General features: G+C 62.2%; 20 protein-coding genes. 14 read left to right on the plus strand and 6 right to left on the minus strand.

Annotated features, from left to right (window positions below):
• Positions 1 to 39: 39 nt before the first annotated feature.
• Complete coding sequence (locus ACA066_RS12035) at positions 40 to 1,665, minus strand: NADP-dependent glyceraldehyde-3-phosphate dehydrogenase (RefSeq protein ID WP_497699388.1); 1,626 nt, start codon at positions 1,663 to 1,665, stop codon at positions 40 to 42.
• A gap of 185 nt (positions 1,666 to 1,850) precedes the next feature.
• Here ACA066_RS12035 and ACA066_RS12040 point away from each other — a divergent pair, with 185 nt between their 5' ends.
• From ACA066_RS12040 to ACA066_RS12080, 9 genes are all read left to right on the plus strand, one after another.
• A complete protein-coding gene (locus tag ACA066_RS12040; RefSeq protein ID WP_497699389.1) occupies positions 1,851 to 2,738 on the plus strand; it encodes a Dyp-type peroxidase in 888 nt (295 codons plus the stop codon).
• A 200-nt stretch (positions 2,739 to 2,938) separates the two neighbouring features.
• Positions 2,939 to 3,691 (plus strand): GntR family transcriptional regulator, encoded by a 753-nt coding sequence (locus tag ACA066_RS12045; RefSeq protein ID WP_497699390.1) that lies wholly within the window; start codon positions 2,939 to 2,941, stop codon positions 3,689 to 3,691.
• 11 nt (positions 3,692 to 3,702) lie between these two features.
• Positions 3,703 to 5,433: a fumarate reductase/succinate dehydrogenase flavoprotein subunit gene (locus ACA066_RS12050; protein ID WP_497699860.1), complete on the plus strand. Its 1,731-nt coding sequence runs from the start codon at positions 3,703 to 3,705 to the stop codon at positions 5,431 to 5,433.
• Positions 5,434 to 5,458: 25 nt separating this feature from the next.
• Positions 5,459 to 5,704, plus strand: coding sequence for a 4Fe-4S dicluster domain-containing protein (locus tag ACA066_RS12055; protein ID WP_007946457.1), 246 nt, complete (start codon positions 5,459 to 5,461; stop codon positions 5,702 to 5,704).
• A gap of 236 nt (positions 5,705 to 5,940) precedes the next feature.
• Positions 5,941 to 7,359, plus strand: coding sequence for an ABC transporter substrate-binding protein (locus ACA066_RS12060; protein ID WP_497699391.1), 1,419 nt, complete (start codon positions 5,941 to 5,943; stop codon positions 7,357 to 7,359).
• Positions 7,360 to 7,478: 119 nt separating this feature from the next.
• The gene (locus ACA066_RS12065) at positions 7,479 to 8,261 is read left to right on the plus strand and encodes an ABC transporter permease (protein WP_497699392.1); all 783 of its coding nucleotides are present in this window, start codon (positions 7,479 to 7,481) and stop codon (positions 8,259 to 8,261) included.
• Complete coding sequence (locus ACA066_RS12070; protein ID WP_497699393.1) at positions 8,261 to 9,109, plus strand: ABC transporter ATP-binding protein; 849 nt, start codon at positions 8,261 to 8,263, stop codon at positions 9,107 to 9,109. Before ACA066_RS12065 ends, ACA066_RS12070 begins: the two co-directional genes overlap by 1 nt.
• Positions 9,106 to 10,068, plus strand: coding sequence for a HEAT repeat domain-containing protein (locus ACA066_RS12075; RefSeq protein WP_497699394.1), 963 nt, complete (start codon positions 9,106 to 9,108; stop codon positions 10,066 to 10,068). Before ACA066_RS12070 ends, ACA066_RS12075 begins: the two co-directional genes overlap by 4 nt.
• Positions 10,065 to 10,340, plus strand: coding sequence for a DUF971 domain-containing protein (locus ACA066_RS12080; protein ID WP_214382855.1), 276 nt, complete (start codon positions 10,065 to 10,067; stop codon positions 10,338 to 10,340). Before ACA066_RS12075 ends, ACA066_RS12080 begins: the two co-directional genes overlap by 4 nt.
• Before the next feature lie 93 nt (positions 10,341 to 10,433).
• On the opposite strand, the gene ACA066_RS12085 is transcribed toward ACA066_RS12080, so the two are convergent.
• Positions 10,434 to 11,171: a TorF family putative porin gene (locus ACA066_RS12085; RefSeq protein ID WP_497699395.1), complete on the minus strand. Its 738-nt coding sequence runs from the start codon at positions 11,169 to 11,171 to the stop codon at positions 10,434 to 10,436.
• 112 nt (positions 11,172 to 11,283) lie between these two features.
• Positions 11,284 to 13,026: an amidohydrolase gene (locus tag ACA066_RS12090; RefSeq protein ID WP_497699396.1), complete on the minus strand. Its 1,743-nt coding sequence runs from the start codon at positions 13,024 to 13,026 to the stop codon at positions 11,284 to 11,286.
• Between the two features lie 103 nt (positions 13,027 to 13,129).
• Between ACA066_RS12090 and ACA066_RS12095 the strand changes: the two genes are divergently transcribed.
• The 5 genes from ACA066_RS12095 to ACA066_RS12115 all read left to right on the plus strand — a co-directional run bounded on the left by ACA066_RS12095 (position 13,130) and on the right by ACA066_RS12115 (position 19,901).
• Positions 13,130 to 14,074, plus strand: a complete 945-nt coding sequence (locus tag ACA066_RS12095) for a LysR family transcriptional regulator (RefSeq protein WP_497699397.1) — start codon at positions 13,130 to 13,132, stop codon at positions 14,072 to 14,074.
• A 95-nt stretch (positions 14,075 to 14,169) separates the two neighbouring features.
• Positions 14,170 to 14,787 carry a transcriptional repressor LexA gene (lexA, locus tag ACA066_RS12100; protein WP_497699398.1) on the plus strand — a complete coding sequence of 206 codons (618 nt, stop codon included), beginning with the start codon at positions 14,170 to 14,172 and terminating at the stop codon, positions 14,785 to 14,787.
• Positions 14,787 to 15,404 (plus strand): translesion DNA synthesis-associated protein ImuA, encoded by a 618-nt coding sequence (imuA, locus tag ACA066_RS12105; protein ID WP_084323463.1) that lies wholly within the window; start codon positions 14,787 to 14,789, stop codon positions 15,402 to 15,404. Before lexA ends, imuA begins: the two co-directional genes overlap by 1 nt.
• 7 nt (positions 15,405 to 15,411) lie before the next feature.
• The gene (locus tag ACA066_RS12110; RefSeq protein WP_497699399.1) at positions 15,412 to 16,827 is read left to right on the plus strand and encodes a Y-family DNA polymerase; all 1,416 of its coding nucleotides are present in this window, start codon (positions 15,412 to 15,414) and stop codon (positions 16,825 to 16,827) included.
• The gene (locus ACA066_RS12115) at positions 16,803 to 19,901 is read left to right on the plus strand and encodes an error-prone DNA polymerase (protein WP_497699400.1); all 3,099 of its coding nucleotides are present in this window, start codon (positions 16,803 to 16,805) and stop codon (positions 19,899 to 19,901) included. The genes ACA066_RS12110 and ACA066_RS12115 overlap by 25 nt, the downstream gene beginning before the upstream one ends.
• Before the next feature lie 222 nt (positions 19,902 to 20,123).
• Here ACA066_RS12115 and ACA066_RS12120 read toward each other — a convergent pair whose 3' ends face one another.
• Genes ACA066_RS12120 through ACA066_RS12130 form a run of 3 tightly spaced genes read right to left on the minus strand, consistent with a single transcriptional unit; the run spans position 20,124 to position 23,479 of the window.
• Entirely contained in the window at positions 20,124 to 20,786 is a 663-nt protein-coding gene (locus tag ACA066_RS12120; RefSeq protein WP_214382871.1) for a flavin reductase family protein, read from the minus strand.
• A gap of 12 nt (positions 20,787 to 20,798) precedes the next feature.
• On the minus strand, positions 20,799 to 22,286 hold the full coding sequence (locus tag ACA066_RS12125) for an amidohydrolase family protein (RefSeq protein ID WP_497699401.1): 1,488 nt from the start codon (positions 22,284 to 22,286) through the stop codon (positions 20,799 to 20,801).
• Positions 22,283 to 23,479: an amidohydrolase family protein gene (locus ACA066_RS12130; protein WP_497699402.1), complete on the minus strand. Its 1,197-nt coding sequence runs from the start codon at positions 23,477 to 23,479 to the stop codon at positions 22,283 to 22,285. Before ACA066_RS12130 ends, ACA066_RS12125 begins: the two co-directional genes overlap by 4 nt.
• Between the last annotated feature and the right edge of the window lie 132 nt (positions 23,480 to 23,611).

The raw sequence follows: 23,611 nt of genomic DNA on the forward strand, positions 1-23,611 counted from the left end.
GCAGTCTTTGGGCTCTGAAGGTGCTCAGGCTCGTTGTCCTCAGAAGATGTAATCGGTGGTCAGGAAACTCGAACTGCGGCCGCTGATGATTTCACTGATCAGGTCTTTGTTGGTCTCCTGGAACTTGGTCGCGACCAGCGTGCGAATCGAAAACACCCGCAGCGCATCATGCACCGACAACGTCCCTTCGGCGGAATTCTTGCGACCGTTGAACGGGTAGGTGTCCGGGCCGCGCTGGCACTGGGCGTTGAGGTTGATCCGCCCGACCTGGTTGGCGAACGTGTCCACCAGCCGGCCGACCGCCACCGGGTTGGTGCCGAAGATGCTCAGTTGCTGGCCGAAGTCCGACTCCAGGACGTAATCGATCACCGTGTCCAGATGCCGGTAGGGCACGATCGGCACCACCGGGCCGAACTGTTCTTCCTGATAGACGCGCATTTGCGGTGTCACCGGGTACAACACCGCCGGATAGAAGAACGATGCACGGGCTTCGCCGCCATTGGGGTTGACCACGCGGGCGCCTTTGCCGACGGCATCCGCGACCAGCGCGTGCAGATAGTCGACCTTGCCCGACTCCGGTAGCGGCGTCAGGGCCACGCCGCCTTCCCACGGCATGCCGGGTTTGAGGCTCGCGAGTTTGGCGTTGAATTTGTCGATGAACGCCTCGACCACGTCTTCGTGGACGAAGAGGATTTTCAGCGCGGTGCAGCGCTGGCCATTGAAGGACAAGGAACCGGTGACGGCTTCGTTGACGGCGTTGTCCAGATCCACCTCAGGCAAAACGATGCCGGGGTTCTTTGCATCCAGGCCCAGCGCGGCACGCAAGCGATGCGGTTTCGGGTGGAGTTTTTTCAGATCGCTGGCCGCCTTGTTGGTGCCGATAAACGCAAAGATGTCGATCTTGCCGCTGGCCATCAGCGCGCTGACGGTCTCGCGGCCGCTGCCGTAGATCACGTTGATCACCCCGGCCGGGAAGCTGTCGCGGAACGCTTCCAGCAGCGGGCGAATCAGCAGCACGCCGAGTTTGGCCGGCTTGAACACCACGGTGTTGCCCATGATCAGCGCCGGAATCAGCGTGGTGAAGGTTTCATTCAACGGATAATTGTAAGGCCCCATGCACAGCGCCACGCCCAGTGGAACGCGGCGGATCTGGCCCAGGGTGTCCTGTTCCAGCTCGAAACGGCTGGAGCGGCGGTCGAGTTCCTTGAGGGCGTTGATGGTGTCGACGATATAGTCGCAGGTGCGGTCGAACTCTTTTTCCGAGTCCTTGAGGTTCTTGCCGATCTCCCACATCAGCAACTTGACCACCGCGTCGCGCTGTTCGCGCATACGACCGAGGAAGGTTTCGACGTGCTGGATGCGCTCGGCTACGCGCATGGTCGGCCACAGGCCCTGGCCCCGGTCGTAGGCGCGAACGGCGGCGTCGAGGGCGGTCAGTGCGGTGTCGGCATCGAGCAGCGGTGTGCTGCCGAGGATGACTTGTTCATCGCCGTTTTCACCGGTCAGGTACACCGGGCTGCGGACCTGGGCGAGGGGACCTGACCAGGTTTTCAGCTCGCCGTCGACCAGGTATTCACGCTGCTCGGTCTGGCCGTCGAGGCGGTATTTTTCCGGGATGTCGCTGGAGTCCGGAAACAGGTTGCCAAGGATATGTGCTGTGGTCATGTCGCTACTCCATGTGATGTAAGCCAAGCGCTGGCGGCTTGCCGTTCAGATTCACTTCAAAGGTTATACGCCTTATTGGCCCGACTTTTTAAGTGCCGATTTGATGAACCTGCGATCTTTTGACCTGAGAACACACAACGGCCAACGCTGCGGGTAAACTTCGCGCTCATTCTTAAGGAGTTCATATGAGTTACTACCAGCCGGGCATTCTCGCCACCCCAGTACCGCCTCAAGCCCGTCATATGTTCTTCGCACTGGAATCCGTCGATGCACTGCCGGCCGCGCTCGACAAATTGATGCAGCTGGTGGACGGGAAATCGGCTGTGGTCGGTTTCGGTGAATCCCTGGTCAAGGCGCTGCATGTGCAGGTCGACGGGCTGCGGCCATTTCCGGCGCTGATCGGCGTCGGCGTGGACAACCCGTCGACCCAGCACGCGCTGTGGTGCTGGTTGCATGGTGTCGACCGTGGCGAGTTGCTCAATCGCAGCAACGCCATCGAAGACGCGCTGGCGCCGGCCCTGCGTCTGGTGCAGATGAACGAAACCTTCCGCCACCTGACCGGCCACGACCTGACCGGTTACGAAGACGGCACTGAAAACCCGCACGACGAAGCCGCCATAGCCGCTGCGCTGGTGGGCGAAGGCGCTGAAGGTCTGGTCGGTGGCAGCTTCGCCGCGATCCAGCAGTGGCAGCATGACCTGAAAGGCTTCCATGCCATGCCGTCCCATGAAAAGGACAACATCATGGGCCGTCGCCTGAGCGACAACGAAGAAATCGATGACGCGCCGATTTCCGCCCACGTCAAACGCACCGCCCAGGAAAGCTTCGCCCCGGAAGCGTTTGTGGTCCGCCGTTCGATGCCGTGGATCGAAGGTGATCGTGCCGGCCTGATGTTCCTGGCGTTCGGTTTTTCCCTCGATGCCTTCGAAGCGCAACTGCGCCGCATGAGCGGTCTGGAAGACGGCATCACCGACGGTTTGTACCGCATCAGCCGGCCGATCACTGGCGGATACTACTGGTGCCCGCCGCTCAAGGACGATCATCTGGATTTGCGCGCGTTGCGTGTTGGCTGATCTGCTGGCGCCGGTAATATAGGTCGACGCACCACCTGTAGGAGCACGGCTTGCCGGCGAAGGCGATCTCACTGACGCCTTCGCTGGCAAGCCATGCTCCTACAGAGAGCCAATCTAACCTTATGCCCAAACAATATTTCTCAAGCCTGCCATTAGAACTCTAAGATCACGTCATAACTCGTTATAACAAGTGATCTGCCATGACCGATAACGTTCTATCCCTAAGCAGCGTTCCCTTGCACACGCAACTGCGCGATGTCCTGCGCGCTCGTATCCTCGACGGTGAATACCCGCAAGACAGCCAGATGCCGTCCGAAAGCGAACTCGGTGCGCTGTTCAAAGTCAGCCGCATCACCGTGCGCCAGGCCCTCGGCGATCTGCAAAAAGAAGGGCTGATCTTCAAGATTCACGGCAAGGGCACCTTCGTCGCCAAACCGAAAACCTTCCAGAACGTCAGCACCCTGCAAGGCCTCGCCGAGTCCATGACCGGTCGCGGCTACGAGGTGATCAACCGCCTGCGCAGCTTCAAATTCATTGCCGCCGACAAACTGGTCGCCGAGCGGCTGCAGGTGGCCGAAGGCGAAACCGTGGCGCAGATCAAACGGGTTCGCCTGATCAACCGTGAGCCGATCTCGCTGGAAATCACCTACCTGCCCAAAGCCATCGGCGAGCGATTGGAAAAAGCCGATCTGGTCACCCGCGACATCTTCCTGATCCTCGAAAACGACTGCGGCCTGGCCCTCGGTCATGCCGATCTGGCCATCGACGCCGTACTGGCCGACAGCGATTTGACCCAGGCGCTGAACGTCGAACCCGGCTCACCGATCATGCGCATCGAGCGTTTGACCCACGATGCAAGCGGCCAGCCCGTGGACTTCGAACACCTTTACTACCGCGGCGATGCGTTCCAGTACCGCCTGCGGATCGACCGGCAAAAAGGGGCGCAGGCATGACTAGTGGCTCTATGATTAGAAAGACGCTCGAACAGGAATACGACATCGTCGTGATCGGCGGTGGCACTGCCGGGCCGATGGCCGCGATCAAAGCCAAGGAGCGCAACCGCGATCTGCGGGTGTTGCTGATCGACAAGGCCAACGTCAAGCGCAGCGGCGCGATCAGCATGGGCATGGACGGCCTGAACAACGCGATCATTCCCGGGCATTCGACGCCGGAGCAGTACACCAAGGAAATCACCATCGCCAACGACGGCATCGTCAATCAGGCGGCGGTGTATGCCTACGCGACCCACAGCTTCGAAACCATCGAGCAACTGGACCGTTGGGGCGTGAAGTTCGAGAAGGACGAGACCGGCGACTATGCGGTGAAAAAGGTTCACCACATGGGCGCCTACGTGCTGCCGATGCCGGAAGGGCACGACATCAAGAAAGTCCTGTACCGCCAGTTGAAGCGGGCGCGGGTCAGCATCACCAATCGCGTCGTTTGCACGCGTCTGCTGACGGACGAAGAGGGCGCGGTCAACGGCGTGATGGGCTTCGATTGCCGCACCGCCGACTTCCACGTGATCAAGGCCAAAGCCGTGATTCTCGCCTGCGGTGCCGCCGGGCGCTTGGGGTTGCCGTCCTCGGGTTACCTGATGGGCACCTACGAAAACCCGACCAACGCCGGCGACGGTTACGCCATGGCCTATCACGCCGGGGCTGAGCTTTCGAACCTCGAATGCTTCCAGATCAACCCGCTGATCAAGGATTACAACGGCCCGGCCTGCGCCTACGTCACCGGCCCGTTGGGTGGCTACACCGCCAATAACAAGGGCGAACGCTTCATCGAGTGTGACTACTGGAGCGGCCAGATGATGTGGGAGTTCCATCAGGAGCTCGAGAGCGGTAACGGTCCGGTGTTCCTCAAGCTCGATCACCTGGCCGAGGAAACCATCCAGAACATCGAAGAGATCCTGCACAGCAACGAGCGTCCGAGTCGCGGCCAGTTCCACGCCAATCGCGGCACCGATTACCGCACGCAGATGGTCGAGATGCACATCTCCGAAATCGGATTTTGCAGCGGTCACTCGGCTTCCGGCGTATGGGTCAACGAGAAAGCGGAAACCTCGGTCAAGGGTTTGTACTCGGCGGGTGACATGGCCGCGGTGCCGCACAACTACATGCTCGGTGCGTTCACTTACGGCTGGTTTGCCGGCACCAACGCGGCGGACTTCGTGGCCGAACGCGAGTTTTCAGCGGTTGATGCGAGGCAGATCGAAACGGAAAAACAAAGGGTCTACGCGCCACTGGACCGCGATCACGGACTGCCGCCGGCCCAGGTCGAGTACAAGCTGCGGCGCTTTGTGAACGATTACCTGCAGCCGCCGAAGGTCACCAAGAAGATGCAAATCGGTCTGCAACGCTTCAGTGATATCCAGCGCGACCTCGATCAGATCAAGGCCCACAACGCCCACGAACTGATGCGCGCGATGGAAGTCAGCATGATCCGCGACTGCGCCGAAATGGCCGCCCGGGCTTCGTTGTTCCGCGCCGAAAGTCGCTGGGGGCTTTATCACTATCGAGTCGATCACCCGCAGCGCAACGACAGCGACTGGTTCTGCCATTGCCACTTGAAGAAGGGCGACGATGGCCAGATGACCAGTTTCAAGAAAGCCGTCGAGCCATACATCATCCCGCTGGATGCCGAAGAAATGCAGGCCTACGACCGGCTGCGCGTCGGTGCCTTTGCGGCCTGAGCCTCACAAACGGAGAGACCGCGAAATGGCCTATCAACCTCAGGAAATCTTCTTTCGCTCCAACGCGCCGGTCACGGTCGATGAGGACCTGTGCATCGCCCACAAAGGCTGCACCGTGTGCGTCGACGTCTGTCCGATGGACTTGCTGGCGATCAACCCGGCCACGCAAAAGGCCTACATGGCTTTCGACGAATGCTGGTACTGCATGCCGTGCGAAAAGGACTGCCCGACCGGGGCTGTCAAAGTCGAAATCCCTTATTTACTGCGGTGACTGAAAGGACGCCATTGCTGGCAGGCCAGCTCCCACAGGGATTTGCAGTGGGACACAGATTTCGCTGGCAACAGAGAACCTTGTGGGAGCTGGCCTGCCAGCGATGAGGCCCGCCCAGACAACCCAAAGCCATCCGGAAACACCGGACGCTGGATTCACCCAACACCCCTCGTTTCCCACCGCGCCCTGATCGTGGCGGAGACGAACATCCTATAAATGATTCGAGGGGATTCATCATGTCTTTGCCAACATCGCTGCGTGCAGCATTGGCCGGTCTGGTACTGGCCTCATTCACCTTGTCGGCTTCCGCCGAAACCATCCGCATCGCCATCGGCACCCAGGACACCACGATCAACTGCGCCGCCGGCGGCCTGTTGATTCGCGAGTTGGGGCTGCTGGACAAATACCTGCCCCACGACGGCCAATACAAAGACGCCAAATATGAAGTGGAGTGGAAGAACTTCACCAGCGGCGCGCCCCTGACCAACGAAATGGTCGCCGGCAAACTCGACTTCGGCGCCATGGCCGATTTCCCCGGTTCGTTCAACGGCGTCGCGTTCGAAACCGCGGGCAAGCACAGCCTGTTTATCAGCGTGCTGTCGGGCAGCATCAAGGGCAGCGGCAACGGCATCGTGGTGCCGAGCGCTTCGGGCGTGCAGTCGCTGGCCGAGCTCAAGGGCAAGACCATTTCCGTGCCGTTCGCCTCGACCGCCCATGGCATGTTGCTGCGCGCCGTGGCCGCGCAAGGCTGGGACCCTCTGAAAGACGTGAACATCATCGCCCAGCCGCCGGAAGTCGCCGGTTCCGCGTTGCAGGCCGGGAAGATCGACGCTCACGCCGACTTCGTGCCCTTTGCCGAACTGTTCCCGAGCCGTGGTTTCGCCCGCAAGATTTATGACGGTTCCCAGGCCAACACGCCAACGTTCCATGGCGCACTGGTCGATCAGGCCTACGCAAAAAAGTACCCGGAAATTGTCGTCGCCTACCTGCGCGCCAGCATCGAAGCCAACCAGTTGTTGGCGGCAGAACCCGAGAAATACAGCGAGCTGATCGCCAAGGTCACCGGCGTCGATGCCGAGGTCAATTACCTTTTTCACGGCCCACTCGGCGTGCAGACCCGCGACCTGAGCTGGAAGCCGGAATACCGTCAGGCGGTCGGCACCGCCATCGACACCCTCAAGCTGCTGAAGAAGGCTGATCGCGGCCTTGACCTCAACACCTTCATCGACGACCAGTACATCCGCGCCGCGTTCAAGGCGTCGAATCTGGACTACACCGCGCAACTGGCCAACTACGGCCAGACGCCTCTGAAAGCGGTGGATGCCTTGAGCGGTAAAGTCATCACCGACTTCAGCCATGTGGCCGAGATCTGGGTGCGCGGCGAACCGAAAGTCCGTCAGTACGCCTCGGCGGAGTCTGCGTTTACAGCCTTGGCGAGCCTGAAGCAGGAAGGCAAAAACATCCGCGCGGTGTATGCCCAGGCGAGTGACAGCGGGATCAAGTTGCTGGCGGATCAGGCGTGGTTTGCCAGTGATGCGAAAGGGCGCCTCAGCGCGTTCCTGCTCAAAGGCCAGGCCCAGCAATTCGCCACGGCTCAGGGCGGCAAAGTCCTCGACTTCACCGACGCCACGACCCAGGCCGTTGCCGTCCGCTAACCGCCAGAACACCGCAGACCCCTTGTAGGAGCGAAGGTGTATCAGCCAAATCGATGTCGACTGATACACCTTCGCGAGCAAGCTTCGCTCCTACAGGGGCTCGGTTGAGAGGAAGAATTGTGTACGGATCATATGCACGCTGGATTCCAAGAGCAGCTTCGATACTGCTCTGCCTTTTATTCTGGCAACTCGCCGCCAGCCAACACTGGAACCTCGGCCTGGTCACGTTCGCCAACGTGCCAACACCGTTCGCGGTCATTGAAGCGGCGTTGGGCCTTGGCGACTCCGGCAAGCTTGCCCGGCACCTGAGCAGCAGCCTCAGCCGGGTGTTCGCCGGTTACCTCGCGGCGCTGATCATCGGCATCGTGTTGGGCCTGGCGATCGGCCGTTCGAAATGGGCCGAAGATCTGTTGTTGCCGCCGCTGGAAGTCCTGCGCCCGATCCCGGCGGTGGCCTGGATTCCCCTGGCCATCCTGATGTTTCCGTCGTCGGAGCTGTCGATGGTCTTCATCACGTTCACGGGTGCGCTGTTCCCGATCCTGCTCAACACCGTGCACGGCGTCGAAGGCGTCGATCCACGCCTGATCGCCTCGGCGAAAAGCCTCGGCGCAGGGCGTCGGGCGATCCTGCTGGAGGTGATTTTGCCCGGCGCTGCGCCGAGCATCATCACTGGCCTCGCCATCGGCATGGGCACCTCGTGGTTCTGCCTGGTGACCGCGGAAATGATCTCCGGCCAGTACGGCATCGGCTATTACACCTGGGAGTCCTACACCATCCAGAACTACGCCGACATCGTGGTCGGCATGTTGCTGATCGGCGTACTAGGCATGGGCAGCAGCTTGCTGATCAAACGACTGGGCGGATTGTTCACCCCCTGGCATCGACCACGAGGAAAAGCCTGATGAGCGTTTTTCAACACCCTGAAGGGCGAATCGATATTCGCGGACTGTCGATCAGCCTGGGGGAGGGCAGCGCCGCGTTCGAGGCGGTGCAAGGCCTCGATTGCCAGATCGAACCGGGACAGTTCGTGTGCATTCTCGGGCCGTCCGGTTGCGGCAAATCCACCTTGCTCGGCGCACTGGCCGGCCATCTGCAACCCCGCGCCGGCAGTCTCAAGGTCGACGGCGCAAACGTGTCGGCGCCCTCACCGCAGCGCGGCATGGTGTTCCAGCAGCACACGCTGTTCCCTTGGCGCACGGTGCGCGACAACGTGGCGTTCGGCCTGAAAATGCGCGGCATCGGCAAAGCGGAACGCCACAAGGCGGCCGACGAAATTCTCGCGCTGGTAGGCCTTGAAGGGTTTGCCGAGCGCTGGCCGGATCAGCTCTCCGGTGGCATGCAGCAGCGGGTGGAAATCGCCCGGGTGCTGATCAATCGTCCGCGCCTGTTGCTGATGGACGAGCCTTTCGGCGCCCTCGATGCGTTGACTCGCTTGAACATGCAGGAGCTGCTGCTGGATATCTGGACGCGCATCCGCACCACCGTGGTGTTCGTCACCCATGACATCGACGAAGCGCTGTTCCTCGCCGACCGGCTGCTGGTGATGAGTTCGCGCCCCGGCCGGATCATCGAAGACCTGCACCTCGACTTCCCACGGCCACGCACCACCGAACTGGTGACCAGCCACGAGTTCTCCCGCTTGAAGCGCCATTGCCTCGAATTACTGCGTCACGAAGACGGTCAGCAGTTACCGCGCCTGAACCCTCTCGGACTTCCTCCTGAAAACAAACTGCCGCGATTTGCCCTATGACCTCTCTATTCGATGTAACCGATAACGACGACATCCTTGCCCTGCAACCGCGCCTGACGGATGAGGACCCCGGCGTGCGCCGGATTGCCCTGATCGAACTGGCCGACCTCGAAGAGCCGGACGGCTTGCTGTGGCTGGTCAATCGACTGGCCGAAGACCCGACCGAAGAAGTTCGCGCCGAAGCCGCGCGTTTGCTGGAAGCCTGGGAGGATGAGCCGGTGGTCGAGGCGCTGTGCCAGGCCCTGACCGATCCCGCGCTGGCCGTGCAATCCGCCGCCGCGCAGAGCTTGAGCCTGCTCAAGAGTGAGGCGGCCGGGCGGGTGATTCTGCCGTGGACCGGGCATTCCGACATCAGTGTGCGCATCGCCGCGTTCAGGGCCTTGCGCGAGTTGCGTTTTCCCGATGCTGCCGCTGCTGCTGTGGGGGCGTTGAACGATGCAGACGCCGCTGTTCGCCGCGAGGCGGTTGGCGTGCTCGGCTGGCTCAAACAGCTCGATGCGTTGCCGGCGTTGGCGCGACTGGCCAGCGACGACCCGGACACCGAAGTCCGTCGCGCCGCCACCGGAGCGTTGGGCCTGGCGTCTGACGCGCACGTCCTGCCGGCCCTGCGCCAGGCCTTGCAGGACAATGCCTGGCAAGTGCGCGAAGAAGCCGCCACCACGCTGGGCAAAGTCGGGCACACCGACGCCGGCCCTGCATTGGTCGAAGCACTGAGCGACGATTACTGGCAAGTGCGCCTGCGCGCCACCCGCAGCCTCGGTCGCTTGCGTTACGTCCCGGCGCTGGAAGCGCTGATCGAAACCCTCGGCCACCGCATCAGTAATCTGCGCAAGGAAGCCGCGCTGGCCCTTGGAGAACTGAACGACAAAGGCGCCATTGCCCCGTTGCAGGCCGCGCAAGACGACGGCGACCCGGAAGTGCGCAAAGCCGTGCGCATCGCGTTGAGCCAGTTGCAATGAACCCGCTGGCGATCGGCAATTCCCGGAGCAAACAGCAACTGCGGCTGAACTGGCCGGATGGCCGTGAGCAGTTGCTGGATCATGCTGAATTGCGTCGTCAGTGCCCGTGCTCGCAATGCCGGGCGTTTCGTTTGCAAGGGCTGACGGTGAAAGTTGATTCACGTATTCGCGTGGTCGAACTCAACTCACAAGGCTACGGCCTGCAACTGATCTTCAGTGACGGCCACGAACGCGGGATCTACCCATGGCCCTACCTCTCCAGTTTGACCTGAACCTGTAGGAGCGAGGCTTGCCCGCGAAGGCGGTGTGTCAGGCTATACGCTTTCGCGGGCAAGCCTCGCTCCTACAGGGGGAATCTGTGTGGGTCAGAACGACTTGCTGATGCTCGCCACGACAGTGGCACTGCACACATCATCAAACCCCCAATTGCTGGCGCACTGGCTTTTCGACAGGTCGGTGTCGATGTAACTCAAGCCCAGCATCACACCGGCCAGTTCGTGGGTCAGTTTGACTTCCCATTCGCGGTACGAGTCTTGCGCATCGCCCGAGGTCGAGTACAGGTACGGATCCTTGAAATCCATGTTGCCGTATCGCAGTTTCAGGCCTGTGTCGTAAGGCAACTCCGTTTCGTAACCAACATAGCTGTACAGCGAGCTCTGCTTGCTATCGATGCCCGGCGCATCGTCGGAGTAATAGGCCGCGAGCTTCACCCCGTAGACGCTGAGGATGGCGTAGGTTTCGCCCTGATTGAACTGGCTTTCTTTGGGGTAGGCATATTTCAGGTAGCCGAGGTCCAGGCTGACCGCATCGGTCGCTTGCCAGAGCCAGCCGGCGTAGTAGTCGACTTCCTGACGGGTTTTCAGGCCGCCGCCGAAATCGACGTTGGAACTCCAGGCGCCAATGTAAAGACCGCTGCTGTGGGCCAGGGTGACGCTGGCCTGCAAGGCAGGATCATTCTGGGTTTGGGAAATGCCGCGGGTGCGGTAATCGCTGGCCAGGGTCACGTCGGCCAGCACGGCGAAGTCGTCATTCAAGGGCATCGCCTGACTGCTCAAGGGCAGCACGCTCAAGGATCCGAGGGCGAACAGGGTGAAAGCTTTCATGGATAGCGTCCCGTTATTTATTGTGGTTGTCAGGGGCAGTTTTTTTGGCGCAAGGCTGCGCCGAACCCCGGCGACGAGCGCGGGGTCGGGCAGTGGTTTCAGGTGATTGTTCTTAGAGGGCGGGGGCGTAGACTTCGCGGCCGGCGAACCAGGTTTGCAGCACTTGGGTGTCGTGCAGGGCTTTGTTGTCGACGCTGAACACGTCGCGGTCCAGCACGATGAAATCAGCTTGCTTGCCGGGGCTCAGCGACCCGATTTGCTTCTCCAGGCCAATGGTGCGCGCGGCGTTCAGGGTGTAGGCGTAGAACATGGTTTCGCGGTCGAGGCGTTCAGAGGCGTTGAGCACGCCCAACGGGCCGTCGCGAGTGATGGCCTGAGCCATGGCGTTCCACGGGTTCGGCGAAGACACCGGCCAGTCACTGGCGCCAGCGATGGTCGCGTCCTGTTTGAGCAGCGAGTGCGCCGGGTATTGATAGCGGAAGGCGAGGGCGCTGACGTACGGCTTGATCATGTCCAGCGTGTAGTCGTCGGCGGTGGCCCACAGCAATTGCATCGAGGCGATGACGTTGAGCGGCTTGAACCGCGCAAATTCTTTCGGGTTGACCATCTGCAGGTGCGTGATCGAATGCGTCACGCCGCTCTGGCGATCCTTGCGCGCCTGAGCGATGCCGTTCAACGCCTCGCGCACCGCACGGTCGCCGATGGCGTGGATATGCACCCTCCAGCCACGCTGATCGATGGCGCTGACCAGCTCACCGAAATGCTTCGGATCGATCAGCAACTCACCCTGTTTCTGCGAGTTGCTGTACGGATCGATCATCGCCGCGCTCTGCGCCGGGTACTCGATCACGCCATCGGCGAAGATCTTGACGCCCGGCAGGGTCAGGTTGGGGATGCCCTGGAATTGCTGGCGGACCTTGTCCAGCGTATCGAGATCGGCCGGCACGCTTTTCGGGTTGGCCACCAACAGCGCGGCGACGTGGGCGCTCATGCCGCCGGTTTCGGACAGCGCTTTGTACACCGGCAGCACGCCGACGGTTTTCTCCGTGGGTTTGAGCGCGAATACCGGCTCGCCGGGGGCGGCGTTGGCAGCGGGGTCCATCCACGCGGTGATGCCGAGGCTGTTGTTGTAGCGCACGGCGGATTGCGCGGCTTTGAGCATGTCGGCGGCGCTCGGCACCGGCATTTTCGACGCGACACGGTCCCAACCGGCATCCACCACGAAACCGTTGGGGCTGCCATCGGCGAGTTTGCCGATGGTGTCTTTCTCGGCGTCGGGCAGATTTTTCAGCAGCGCGGCATCAATGCCGGCGCGTTCGAGCATCGCGTTATTGGCCCACGCGGTGTGATGGTCGCTGCCGGTGAACACCACGGGCACCTTGGCCCATTCGCCCGTGTTGAATGTTTTGCCAAAGGCTTCGGCCTGCGCCCAATAAGCCGAACTCATACCGGCCACGCTCAGCACATCGCCATGCTTCGCTTTGCCGTCATCCCGCCAGCCGCGCAGGCGTTTTTCCAGCTCGTCGAGTTCGACCACCTCGTCTTCCATGTTGGCCGACACCATTTCCAGACCGCCGAAAATCCCGTGGGAATGGCTGTCAATCAGTCCCGGCATCAACGCTTTGCCGCCGAGGTCGACCACTTTGGTTTCAGCTGTGATCAAGTTTTTGATCAGCGCATCGCTGCCGGCCTGCAGCACTTTGCCGTCCTGCACTGCCAGCGCCTGCACCTTCGGGTTGGCGCGGTCGGCGGTGAAAATCTTGCCATTGAGCAGCACCAGGTCGGCTGCTGCCATGGCTTCCATCGAGGCAAAACTCACGGCGGCCATCAACAGATTCGGGATGAATCTTTTCATTGAATGTTTCCTTGTTATTGCGTTTGATGGCCAGATTAGTGGCTGACCGAGCGCAGCAGAACGCCTCACTCACGAAAAACGTTTTTGCCGGAATGGAAAAAGCATGGACAAGTTGGGTGCACTGAAAATGTTCGTGGTCACGGCGCAACTGGGCAGTTTCAGTCGCGCCGCCGAGCAATTGGGCAAGACACCGTCGGCCCTGACCAAGGCGGTCAATCACCTGGAAGCCGAGCTGGGTGCCCGACTGTTCGAGCGCAGCACCCGCCGAATTCTGCTGACTGAATCCGGGCGGCTCTATCTGGAAACCGCGCGCCAGGTATTGCAGCGACTGGACGAGGCCGGCGAGGAAATCGAGCAGTTGCAGCATGGCTTGCGCGGCAACCTGAAAATCACCGCGCCGCTGGCGTATGGGCAGGCTTTTCTGGATCAGGTCTGCGGCGGTTTTCTGGAGCAATATCCGCAGATCAATCTGCAAGTGGACCTGTGCGATGAATTCGTCAACCTGCTGGAAAGCGGTTACGACCTCGCGTTGCGCGAAGGTCATGACGATTTGCCGGGGCTGATCGCCCGCGTCGTCGGCAGCAATCGCCTGGCGTTGTGTGCCAGCCCGGCGTATCTGGCGCGCAAGGCATTACCGGTTACGCCGCAAACCCTCGATGACCACGAATGGTTGCTGTATCGCCATCCGTTGCTCAGCCGCGAATTCTGGTGGGCCGAGCGCGACGGGCAGCGTCTGAGCCTGCCGCAACCGCCGGCACCGCGTTTGCGCAGCGACAATTACGACCTGCTGTTGGCCAACGCGCTGGCCGGACACGGCTTGCTGCACACGCCGCTGTGGAGTGCCGCGCCGTACATTGCCGACGGGCGGCTGGTGCGGGTGATGGCTGACTACGACATCGATCCGGACAGCTTTGGCGCGCACATTCTGGCGGTGTACCCGAGCCATCGGCGGGCGACGGCCAAGGTCGTGGCGTTTATCGATTACATCGCAGGGTTTCTGGCACCCCCTTGTAGGAGCGAGCTTGCTCGCGATGGTCGTCAACGATAACGCGTTGCAATTGGGGGAACCGAGGCGCCAGATCGTTTTTCGCGAGCAAGCTCGCTCCTACAAGTCCTTGCCAGGAAAAAGCCAAAAGAGTACAAATGTACTCCATGAAGAATCTTACTCCCCGCCGTACCGCCATCCTGACCTTTATCCGTGATCGAATCGCGGAGCACGGCCAGTCTCCGAGCCTCGCTGAAATCAGCGAGGCCTTCGGTTTCGCCTCCCGCAGCGTGGCGCGCAAGCACGTGCTGGCGCTGACCGAAGCCGGTTTCATCGAGGTCAATCCCAATCAGGCCCGGGGCATTCGCTTGCTCGGGCAACCGGCGCGGCCCGAGTTGCTGGACATTCCGGTTCTCGGTCGAGTGGCGGCGGGTGCGCCGATCGGTGCCGATGCCGAGGTGCACAGTAGGTTGTTGCTTGATCCTTCGATTTTTTCGCGGGCGCCGGACTACATGCTGCGGGTCAAGGGCGACTCGATGATCGAGGACGGCATTCTCGACGGCGATCTGGTGGGTGTGCACCGCAACCCCGAAGCGCTCAACGGCCAGATCGTCGTGGCGCGGCTTGATGGCGAAGTGACCATCAAGCGTTTCGAGCGGGTCGGCGACGCGGTGCGCCTGTTGCCGCGTAACCCGGCCTACCAGCCGATCATCGTTCAAGCCGATCAGGACCTCGCGATCGAAGGGGTGTTTTGCGGTCTGGTGAGGCAAGGGTGATGGGCGCCGTCGTTGCGCTGGATACGCTGTTCAATGGCGGCCAGGTCTGGAAGGGCCGGCCTGCGCCACCGACCGTCAGCCCGCAACCCACCGGGCATGCCGCGCTGGATGCGGCGTTGCCCACCGGTGGCTGGCCGGAAGCGGCGCTGACCGAAATCCTTCTGGCCGGGCAGGGCGTTGGCGAGCTGCAACTGGTGTGGCCGGCGCTGGCGCGGCTGTCGGCAGCGGGCGAGCGCATTGTGCTGGTGGCGCCGCCATACGTGCCATATCCGCAAGCGTGGCAAAACGCCGGGGTTGATCTGCGTCAGTTGTCGATCATCCAGGCCAGCGAGCGCGATGCGCTGTGGGCGGCGGAACAATGCTTGCGTTCGGGCAGTTGCGGCGCGGTGCTGTGCTGGCCGCACAAGGCTGATGACCGGGCGTTGCGGCGCTTGCAGGTGGCGGCGGAAACCGGCTCGACCCTGGCATTCGCCTACCGCTCGATCAATGAAGCCATCAATCCTTCGCCCGCGGCCCTGCGCATCGCCATCGATGCCAGGCCTGCGCAATTGCGCGTGCTCAAGTGCCGTGGCGGGCTGGCCCGTTCGGCGCCGATTGCCTTCCCCGTGGGGCATTGAGGTTGCCATGCGCTGGGTCTGCATTCTTTTCCCGCAATTGGCGCTGGACGCGGTACTGCGTCAGCGCGCCGATCCCGATGAACCGCTGGCGCTGCTGACTGGCCCCGCGCAGCGTCGGGTGTTGCAGGCGGTCAACGCTCCGGCCCGGGCGCTGGGCTTGCGACCCGGCCAGTCGATGACCGCCGCCCAGGCCTTGAGCAAAGGCTTTGTCACGGCGGAATACGACGCCGCCGAGATCGAACACTGGCAACAGTTTCTCGCCGCGTGGGCCTACCGCTTCAGTTCCCAGGTCAGCGTGCATTACCCGCGGGCGGTGGTGTTTGAAATCGAGTCCAGCCTGGGACTGTTCGGGGACTGGCCGCAACTCGAAGCGCGATTGCGCGCCGAACTCGGCGAGCTGGGGTTTCGGCATCGGATCGTTGCGGCCCCCAACCCGGTGGCGGCGCGAATTCTGGCCAACGCCTATGACGGTCTGGTGGTGCCCGACGATCAGGCCTTGCAGCATCATCTGGGGCAATTGCCCGTCGACCGGATCGGGCTGGAGGCCAGCGTCGCCACGGCGTTGTCGCGCATGGGGCTGCGTACCTTGAGCCAGGTGCAGGCGTTGCCCCGGCAGAGTCTGGCCCGGCGTTTCGAGTCTCAGGTGCTCAAGCACCTGGATGCTCTGCTTGGCACGCGGCGACTGGCCCTGGCGTTCTATCTGCCGCCGGACCGGTTCGATGTGCGCATCGAGCTCAATTTCGACGTGCAGTCCCATCAGGCGCTGCTGTTTCCGTTACGCCGGTTGACCGGCGATCTGTCGGCGTTCCTGTGCGGTCGCGACAGCGGCGTGCAGCGTTTCGACCTGCACCTGGAGCATGTCGGATTACCGGACAGCGTGATCAAGGTCGGCCTGCTCAGTGCCGAGCGCGATCCGGCGATGCTTTTTGAACTGGCCCGAGGGCGCCTGGAACAAGTCCAGGTCGAGGCGCCGGTACGCGGTTTTCGCCTGCGCGCCGAAGACCTGCCGGCCTTCGTTCCCCAGTATCAGGAACTGTTCGACGATCGCCCGCAGCAGTCCTTGCCCTGGGAGCAACTGCGCGAACGCTTGCGCGCGCGGCTGGGGGATGACGCGGTGCATGGCTTGCGGTTCCAGGCCGATCACCGGCCGGAGTGCGCGTGGCAGGCCAGTGCAGACAGCCAGCGTTGCGGGGACATGCCGGGCGTGCAGCGTCCGGGCTGGCTGCTGACTGAACCGCAGGCGGTCCACGAAGGTTCGACGCGCATCCTCATGGGCCCGGAGCGCATCGAGTCCGGTTGGTGGGACGGCGACGACGTGCGCCGCGATTACTACCTGATCGAAACCCGTTCCGGCCAGCAGGGCTGGGCCTATCGTGCAGTCGGTGAGGACGGCCCGTTGTGGTTGCAGGGCTGGTTCGCATGAGTATCGACTATGCCGAGTTGCACTGCCTGTCGAACTTCAGTTTCCAGCGCGGTGCTTCCAGCGCCCTTGAACTCTTTCAGCGGGCGAAAAAACAGGGCTATCAGGCGCTGGCGATCACCGATGAATGCACCCTGGCGGGCATCGTCCGCGCCTGGCAAGCGGCCAAATCCGTGGAACTGTCATTGATTATCGGCAGCGAAGTGCGCATCGAAAACGGTCCGAAACTGGTGCTGCTGGTGGAGAACCTTGAGGGCTACCAGAACCTGTGCCGGCTGATTACCCGAGCACGGCGGCGCACGCAGAAAGGTCAGTATCAGGTGCTGCGGGAGGATTTCAGTGAGCCGTTGCCGGGGCTGTTGGTGTTGTGGGTGCCGGATGCGGTCGATGATTTTCAAAGCGGCCACTGGCTGAAGCAGACCTTCGCCGAGCGCCTGTGGCTGGCGGTCCAGCTGCATCGCGGCCAGGACGACACAGGGCGATTGAGCGCATTGCTGACACTGGCGCGGGAACTGCGAATCCCGGCAGTGGCCAGCGGCGATGTGCACATGCACACCCGTGGCCGACGCGCCTTGCAGGACACCATGACCGCGATCCGTCATCACGTGCCGGTGGCCGAGGCCGGGTTGCGCCTGCACCCCAATGGCGAGCGGCATCTGCGCAGCCTCGATGTCTTGCAATCGATCTACCCGCAAGCGTTGCTCGATGAAACGTTGACCATTGCCCGGCGTTGCACCTTTGATCTTGGCCAGTTGCGTTATCAGTATCCCCGCGAACTGGTGCCGGAAGGTCACAGCGCAGCGTCCTGGCTGAGCGAGTTGACCGAACGCGGCATTCGCGAGCGCTGGCCCGAAGGCGCGAGCGAGAAGGTGCGCGGGCTGATCGACAAGGAGCTGGGGCTGATCGCCGAGCTGGGTTACGAAAGCTATTTCCTGACCGTGCAGGACATTGTCGCCTTCGCCCGGCGCGAGAAAATTCTCTGTCAGGGGCGAGGTTCCGCGGCCAACTCGGCGGTGTGTTTCGCCCTGGGCATCACCGAGATCGATCCGGAGCGCATGAACATGCTGTTTGAGCGTTTTCTCTCCAAGGAACGCAATGAGCCGCCGGATATTGATGTGGACTTCGAGCACGAACGCCGCGAAGAAGTCTTGCAGTATGTGTTCCAGCGTTATGGCCGGACCCGCGCAGCGTTGACCGCGGTGGTCAGCACCTACCACGCTGCCGGCGCGGTACGCGATGTGGCCAAGGCGTTGGGTTTGCCGCCGGATCAGATCAATGCCCTGGCCGATTGCTGCGGTCACTGGAGTGATGAAACGCCGCCCGTGGAACGCCTGCGTGAAGGGGGCTTCGATCCCGACAGCCCGGTATTGCGCCGAGTGCTGAGCCTGACCGGGCAACTGATTGGTTTTCCCCGGCACCTGTCCCAGCACCCCGGCGGCTTCGTCATTTCCGAGCAGCCGCTGGACAGCCTCGTGCCAGTGGAAAACGCGGCGATGGCCGAGCGCACCATCATTCAGTGGGACAAGGATGATCTCGATGCGGTCGGGCTGCTCAAAGTGGATATTCTGGCCTTGGGCATGCTCAGCGCGATTCGTCGTTGTTTCGATCTGCTGCGCCGTCATCGCGACCTGGACTTGAGCCTGGCGACGGTGCCCTCCGAAGATCCGCAAACCTACGACATGATCAGCCGTGCCGACACCATCGGCGTGTTCCAGATCGAATCCCGGGCACAAATGTCGATGCTGCCCAGGCTCAAGCCCCGCAAGTTCTATGACCTGGTGATTGAGGTGGCCATCGTTCGCCCCGGACCGATTCAGGGCGGGATGGTGCATCCGTACCTGCGGCGGCGAAACAAGGAAGAGCTCGAAAGCTACCCCTCTGAAGAGTTGAGGGAAGTGTTGAAACGTACCCTCGGTGTGCCGCTGTTTCAGGAACAGGTCATGCAGATTGCGATTGTCGCCGCCAGCTACAGTCCCGGCGAAGCGGATCAGTTGCGCCGCTCCATGGCCGCCTGGAAACGTCACGGTGGTCTAGAACCGCACAAGGACCGCCTCGCTGCGGGCATGAAGAAAAAAGGCTACACGCCAGAATTCGCCGCGCAGATTTTCGAGCAGATCAAAGGCTTTGGCAGCTACGGATTCCCCGAGTCCCACGCTGCCAGTTTTGCCTTGCTGACCTATGCCAGTTGCTGGTTGAAATGCCACGAACCGGCGGCCTTCGCCTGTGCGCTGATCAACAGCTGGCCCATGGGTTTCTACAGCCCGGACCAGATTCTGCAGGACGCTCGCCGGCATCATTTGCAGATTCGCCCGGTGGACGTGCGCGCCAGCGACTGGGATTGCAGCCTTGAACCGATCATCGGTGCGCAGCCAGCGATTCGCATGGGGCTGCGGATGATCAAGGGTTTTCGCGAAGACGATGCGAGGCGAATCGAAGTCGCGAGGGCGAAGGGGGCGTTTATCGACATCGCCGACCTCGGCGAACGGGCGCGGCTCGATGCCCGTGCGCAGGAGCAACTGGCCGATGCTGGCGCGTTGCGTGGGTTGGCCGGTGACCGGCATCGGGCGCGCTGGGAGGTGGCGGGGGTGCAGAAACAATTGGGTTTGTTCGCCGGTTTGCCGAGCCAGGAAGAGGACGCGGTGGCGTTGCCAAAACCCACGGTCGGCGAAGACCTGCTGGCGGATTACAACAGCCTCGGCACCACCCTCGGCCCGCATCCGCTGGCCCTGTTGCGGGGCGAATTGAAAGCCCGGCGCTGCCGCAGTTCGAAGGAGCTGCTGGAGGTCGAGCATGGCCGACCGGTCAGCGTCGCCGGGCTGGTGACCGGTCGACAGCGTCCGGGCACCGCCAGCGGCGTGACCTTCGTCACCCTTGAAGACGAGTTCGGCAACGTCAATGTGGTGGTCTGGCGTGACCTGGCTGATCGGCAACGGAAGGTGTTGGTGGGGTCGCAGTTGCTCAAGGTCGATGGGCGCTGGGAGAAGGAAGGCGAGGTGCGGCATTTGATTGCAGGTCGTTTGAGCGACCTGAGCCCGCTACTCGACGGCATCAATGTGCGCAGCCGGGATTTTCATTGACCTGTGGCGAGGGAGCTCATGTGGTGAGGGGATTTTTGTGGCAAGTGAGTTTTTGTGGCGAGGGGGCTTGCCCCCGTTGGGCTGCGAAGCGGCCCCAAACCCTGCAATCGCGGTTAATCAGGCACACCGCATTCACTGTTTTCGCGACAGCTTCGCCGCCGAACGGGGGCAAGCCCCCTCGCCACAAAAGCTCACTTGCCACAGGTTGTGTGTGATGGCTGCTTATTTGGCAACCGGCCAAAACCGCTCGCCACCCCCCGGCGCATCCGTCCACGCCTGCAACGAGCGGGTCGGCAAATCGAAATAATCCCGGGTACGCGCATACCCATGCCCACCCATCCGCCCGATCGCATCGAGCCCCAGTTGATCGATGTACAGGGTTTTCGGGTCGATCAGTTCGTCCCGCACATGGGCCATCAGCACTTCACCGAAGATGATCTCCCGAGACTGCCCGATGGACAGCGCCATCATCCGTCGGCACTCCAGCGCCACGGGCGCCTCGCCGATGCGAGGGCATTTCACGGTGGTGCCGGGAATGGCCGTGAGACCGGCGGCGGTCAGTTCGTCGAAACCGGGGGCGAAGGGCACGGCGCAGACGTTCATGGCTTCCACCAATGCATCGCTGACGATGTTGACGGTAAATTCCTGATTGAGCTGGATATTGCGGGTGGTGTCCTTGGGGCTTTGGTCGCCGTAGTTCTCCACGCCCAGTGCGAGGATCGGCGGGTCGGCCGAAAGCGCATTGAAGAAGCTGAACGGCGCGGCGTTGATCCGTCCTTCGCCATCAATCGTGGTGACCAAGGCGATGGGCCGAGGCACCACGCTGCCGATCAGAATCTTGTATTTGTCCCGCGCACTCAGGGTGCTGAAGTCGAAGCTTTGCATGGGCAGAAATCTCTAGAGAAGGGGATTCATTGCGCTCAGCGGCGCGTGTGCGCTGTAGTCGTCGGCGAACGGGATGGCCGGTTTGAACAGGGTTTTCCAGTCCGGTTGGCCAAAGGCCCGATCGCTGTGGCTGCGCATCAGTGTTTCGAATTGTCGCTGGGCCTGGCGTTGCAAGGCGGGGTAGTCGACGCCTTGAACCTGACCGTCCTGCATCACGCAGCGGCCATCGATGTAGCTGGCGATGCAGTCGTCACCGCGCCCGGCCAGCACCAGGTTTTTCAGTGGATCGAACAGCGGCCCCAAATGCAGGCCGCGAAGGCTGAACACCGTGATGTCGGCCTTGCACTCCGGCGCCAGTCGGCCGAGATCATCACGCCCCAGCGCCTTGGCGCCGCCGAGGGTGGCGGCGTTGTACATGTCCAGCGTGCTGGTCAGCGAACCACCGCCCTCCATCAAGCGAGCGATGTTCAACCCCTGACGCATGTTCTCCAGCAAGTCCGCCGGCCAGGTGTCAGTGCCCAGCGCAAAGTTGACGCCCTTGGCCCGATAGCGCCCGAACGAGTTCAGCGCCTCGCCGTCCCGGGCAAACACCACCGGGCAATGCACCAGGCTCGCGCCGCCATTCACCACCCGTTGCAGGTCTTCATCACCGTGGGTGTAAATGCCGTGGGGCAGCAGGCTGCGCGGCGTCAGCAGACCTGATTGCTCCAGCCAGGCCAGCGGCGAAACACCACGCAACTGCTCGACCATCGCCACCTCGCCGAGCCCCTGACAGCAATGCAACCGCATCGGCGCGTTCAGCTCACGGCTCAGCGCGGCGGTGCGTTGCAACAGCGCCGGGGTACAGGTCTGGATGCGATCCGGCAGCAGCGCGCCACGAATCAGACCGTCATGTGAACCGTCGAAATCCTCGAAAAACCGTACAGCCGCGTCGAGCCCGGCCATGCCCCGGGCTTCATCCCAGTGATGCCCGAGGCTTCCATCGGTGCGCCAGTAACTCATGCCACTCATGTAGCAGGGGCCAAGGTAAGTCCGCAGTCCGAGTTCGGCCGCCACACCGGCCACCGCAGCAAATTCGTCGTAGGTCTCGGCCCACTCGCGGTAATACATCGAGGTGATCGGCATGGCGGTGGTGATGCCATTGCGGATCAACTGCGTGAAGGCGTAGCGGTACTTGAAGACTTCTTCATCCGCGGAGTAACTCTCCCGTGGACCGGCGGCCAGATAGTCTTCGGACCACATCCGGCCCATGTCGCGTTCATCGCCGTTGTCCAGCGTCAGCACCGTGGAGTCGAGGTCGCCGAGCGCATCCAGGTCGATGAAGCCGGGACCGATCAGCGCGTTGCCGTAATCGATCCACTGATCCACCGGGCCCGGATAGCCACGCCCGACAAACACGATGCGCGAGCCTTCGAACACCACTTCGCCGTCACGCCACAGCACATGCTGCGTTCCGTCGAAACCGACCACACAGCTGCTTTTCAGGGCGATGCGTTTCACAAGCGGCTGTCCAGCAGTCGGCCGCCTGCGGCTATCAACTCGCCGCGCCGATACACCTGCCGCAGAGGCCGCGAAACCACCGCTTCACCCAATGTCTGCACCGGCATCAACAGGAAGTCCGCCGGTTGACCGATCTCCACGCCATAATCTTCACAGCCCAGCGCCAGCGCGCCATTCACGGTCGCCGCTGCAAACGCCGCCGCGAGTTCCTCGTCCTTGTTCAGGTCGAAACGAAACGCCAGCAACATCGCCCGTTCCAGCATGTCGCCGTTACCCATGGGCGACCAGGCATCGCGAATACCGTCCGACCCCAGGCACACATTCACCCCGGCCTCGCGCAATGCAAGGAACGGCGGCACCGCGCAATCGGCCGGTGCCGAACTCATCAGCGAAATCCCCAGCGCCGCCAGCCGTTCGGCCACCGGTTTGACCTGACTCCACGGCAGCATTCCGAGGCAATACGCATGGCTGATCATTACCCGACCATGACGCCCGTAATGTTCGGTGTAGTCGGCAATCAGCGCGATTTGCCACAGGCCCAGTTCGCCTTTGTCGTGCAGATGAATGTCGACACCGCGGTCGAATTCACTGGCCAGTTTGAACACGAAATCGAGCTGGGCGACGGGGTCGTTGTCGATGCCGCACGGGTCGAGACCACCGACGTTTTCCACGCCCAGCGCCATGGCTTCGCGCATCAGTTCGGCGGTGCCGGGGCGGCTGATCAGACCGGTTTGCGGGAACACCACCAGTTGCAGGTCGATCAGGTCGCGGTAGCGTTCGCGCAGTTGTTGCATGGCTTCGACATGGCGCAGACCGAAGTCCGGGTCGATGTCGACGTGGCAACGCATGGTCAGGGAGCCACGGGCAATGCAGTTTTCCAGCAGGGCGCCGGCGCGTTCGGCGATAGGGCTTTTCACGTCACGCAGCACTCGGCGCTCGTTGGCGATGTAATCCTTGAGCGTCGGCCCGGCACTGTTCGGGCGCCAGGGTTGGCCCCAAAGGGTTTTGTCGAGGTGGACGTGGCTTTCGACCAGGGCCGGGGTGAGGAGCTGGTTCTGGCCGTCGATGTCGGTGGCGGTCAGTGCCGCGGACGATGCCGGGCGGCGCTGTTTGAACAGGCCGTTTTCGATCAGCAGGTCTTCGGCGGTGGAGCCGTAGGGGCGCACGTTGCGCAGCCAGCGGGGGTGGGTCATACAAACCTCAAGTTCTGTGTTGTGTGGGAGGGCCTCATCGCTGGCAGGCCAGCTCCCACATTGGATCTGCGGCGTTCACAAAATCCCTGTGGGAGCGAGCCTGCTCGCGATGGCCGCGACTCGGTCTTACTG

Source organism: Pseudomonas sp. LBUM1651, from assembly GCF_059716135.1.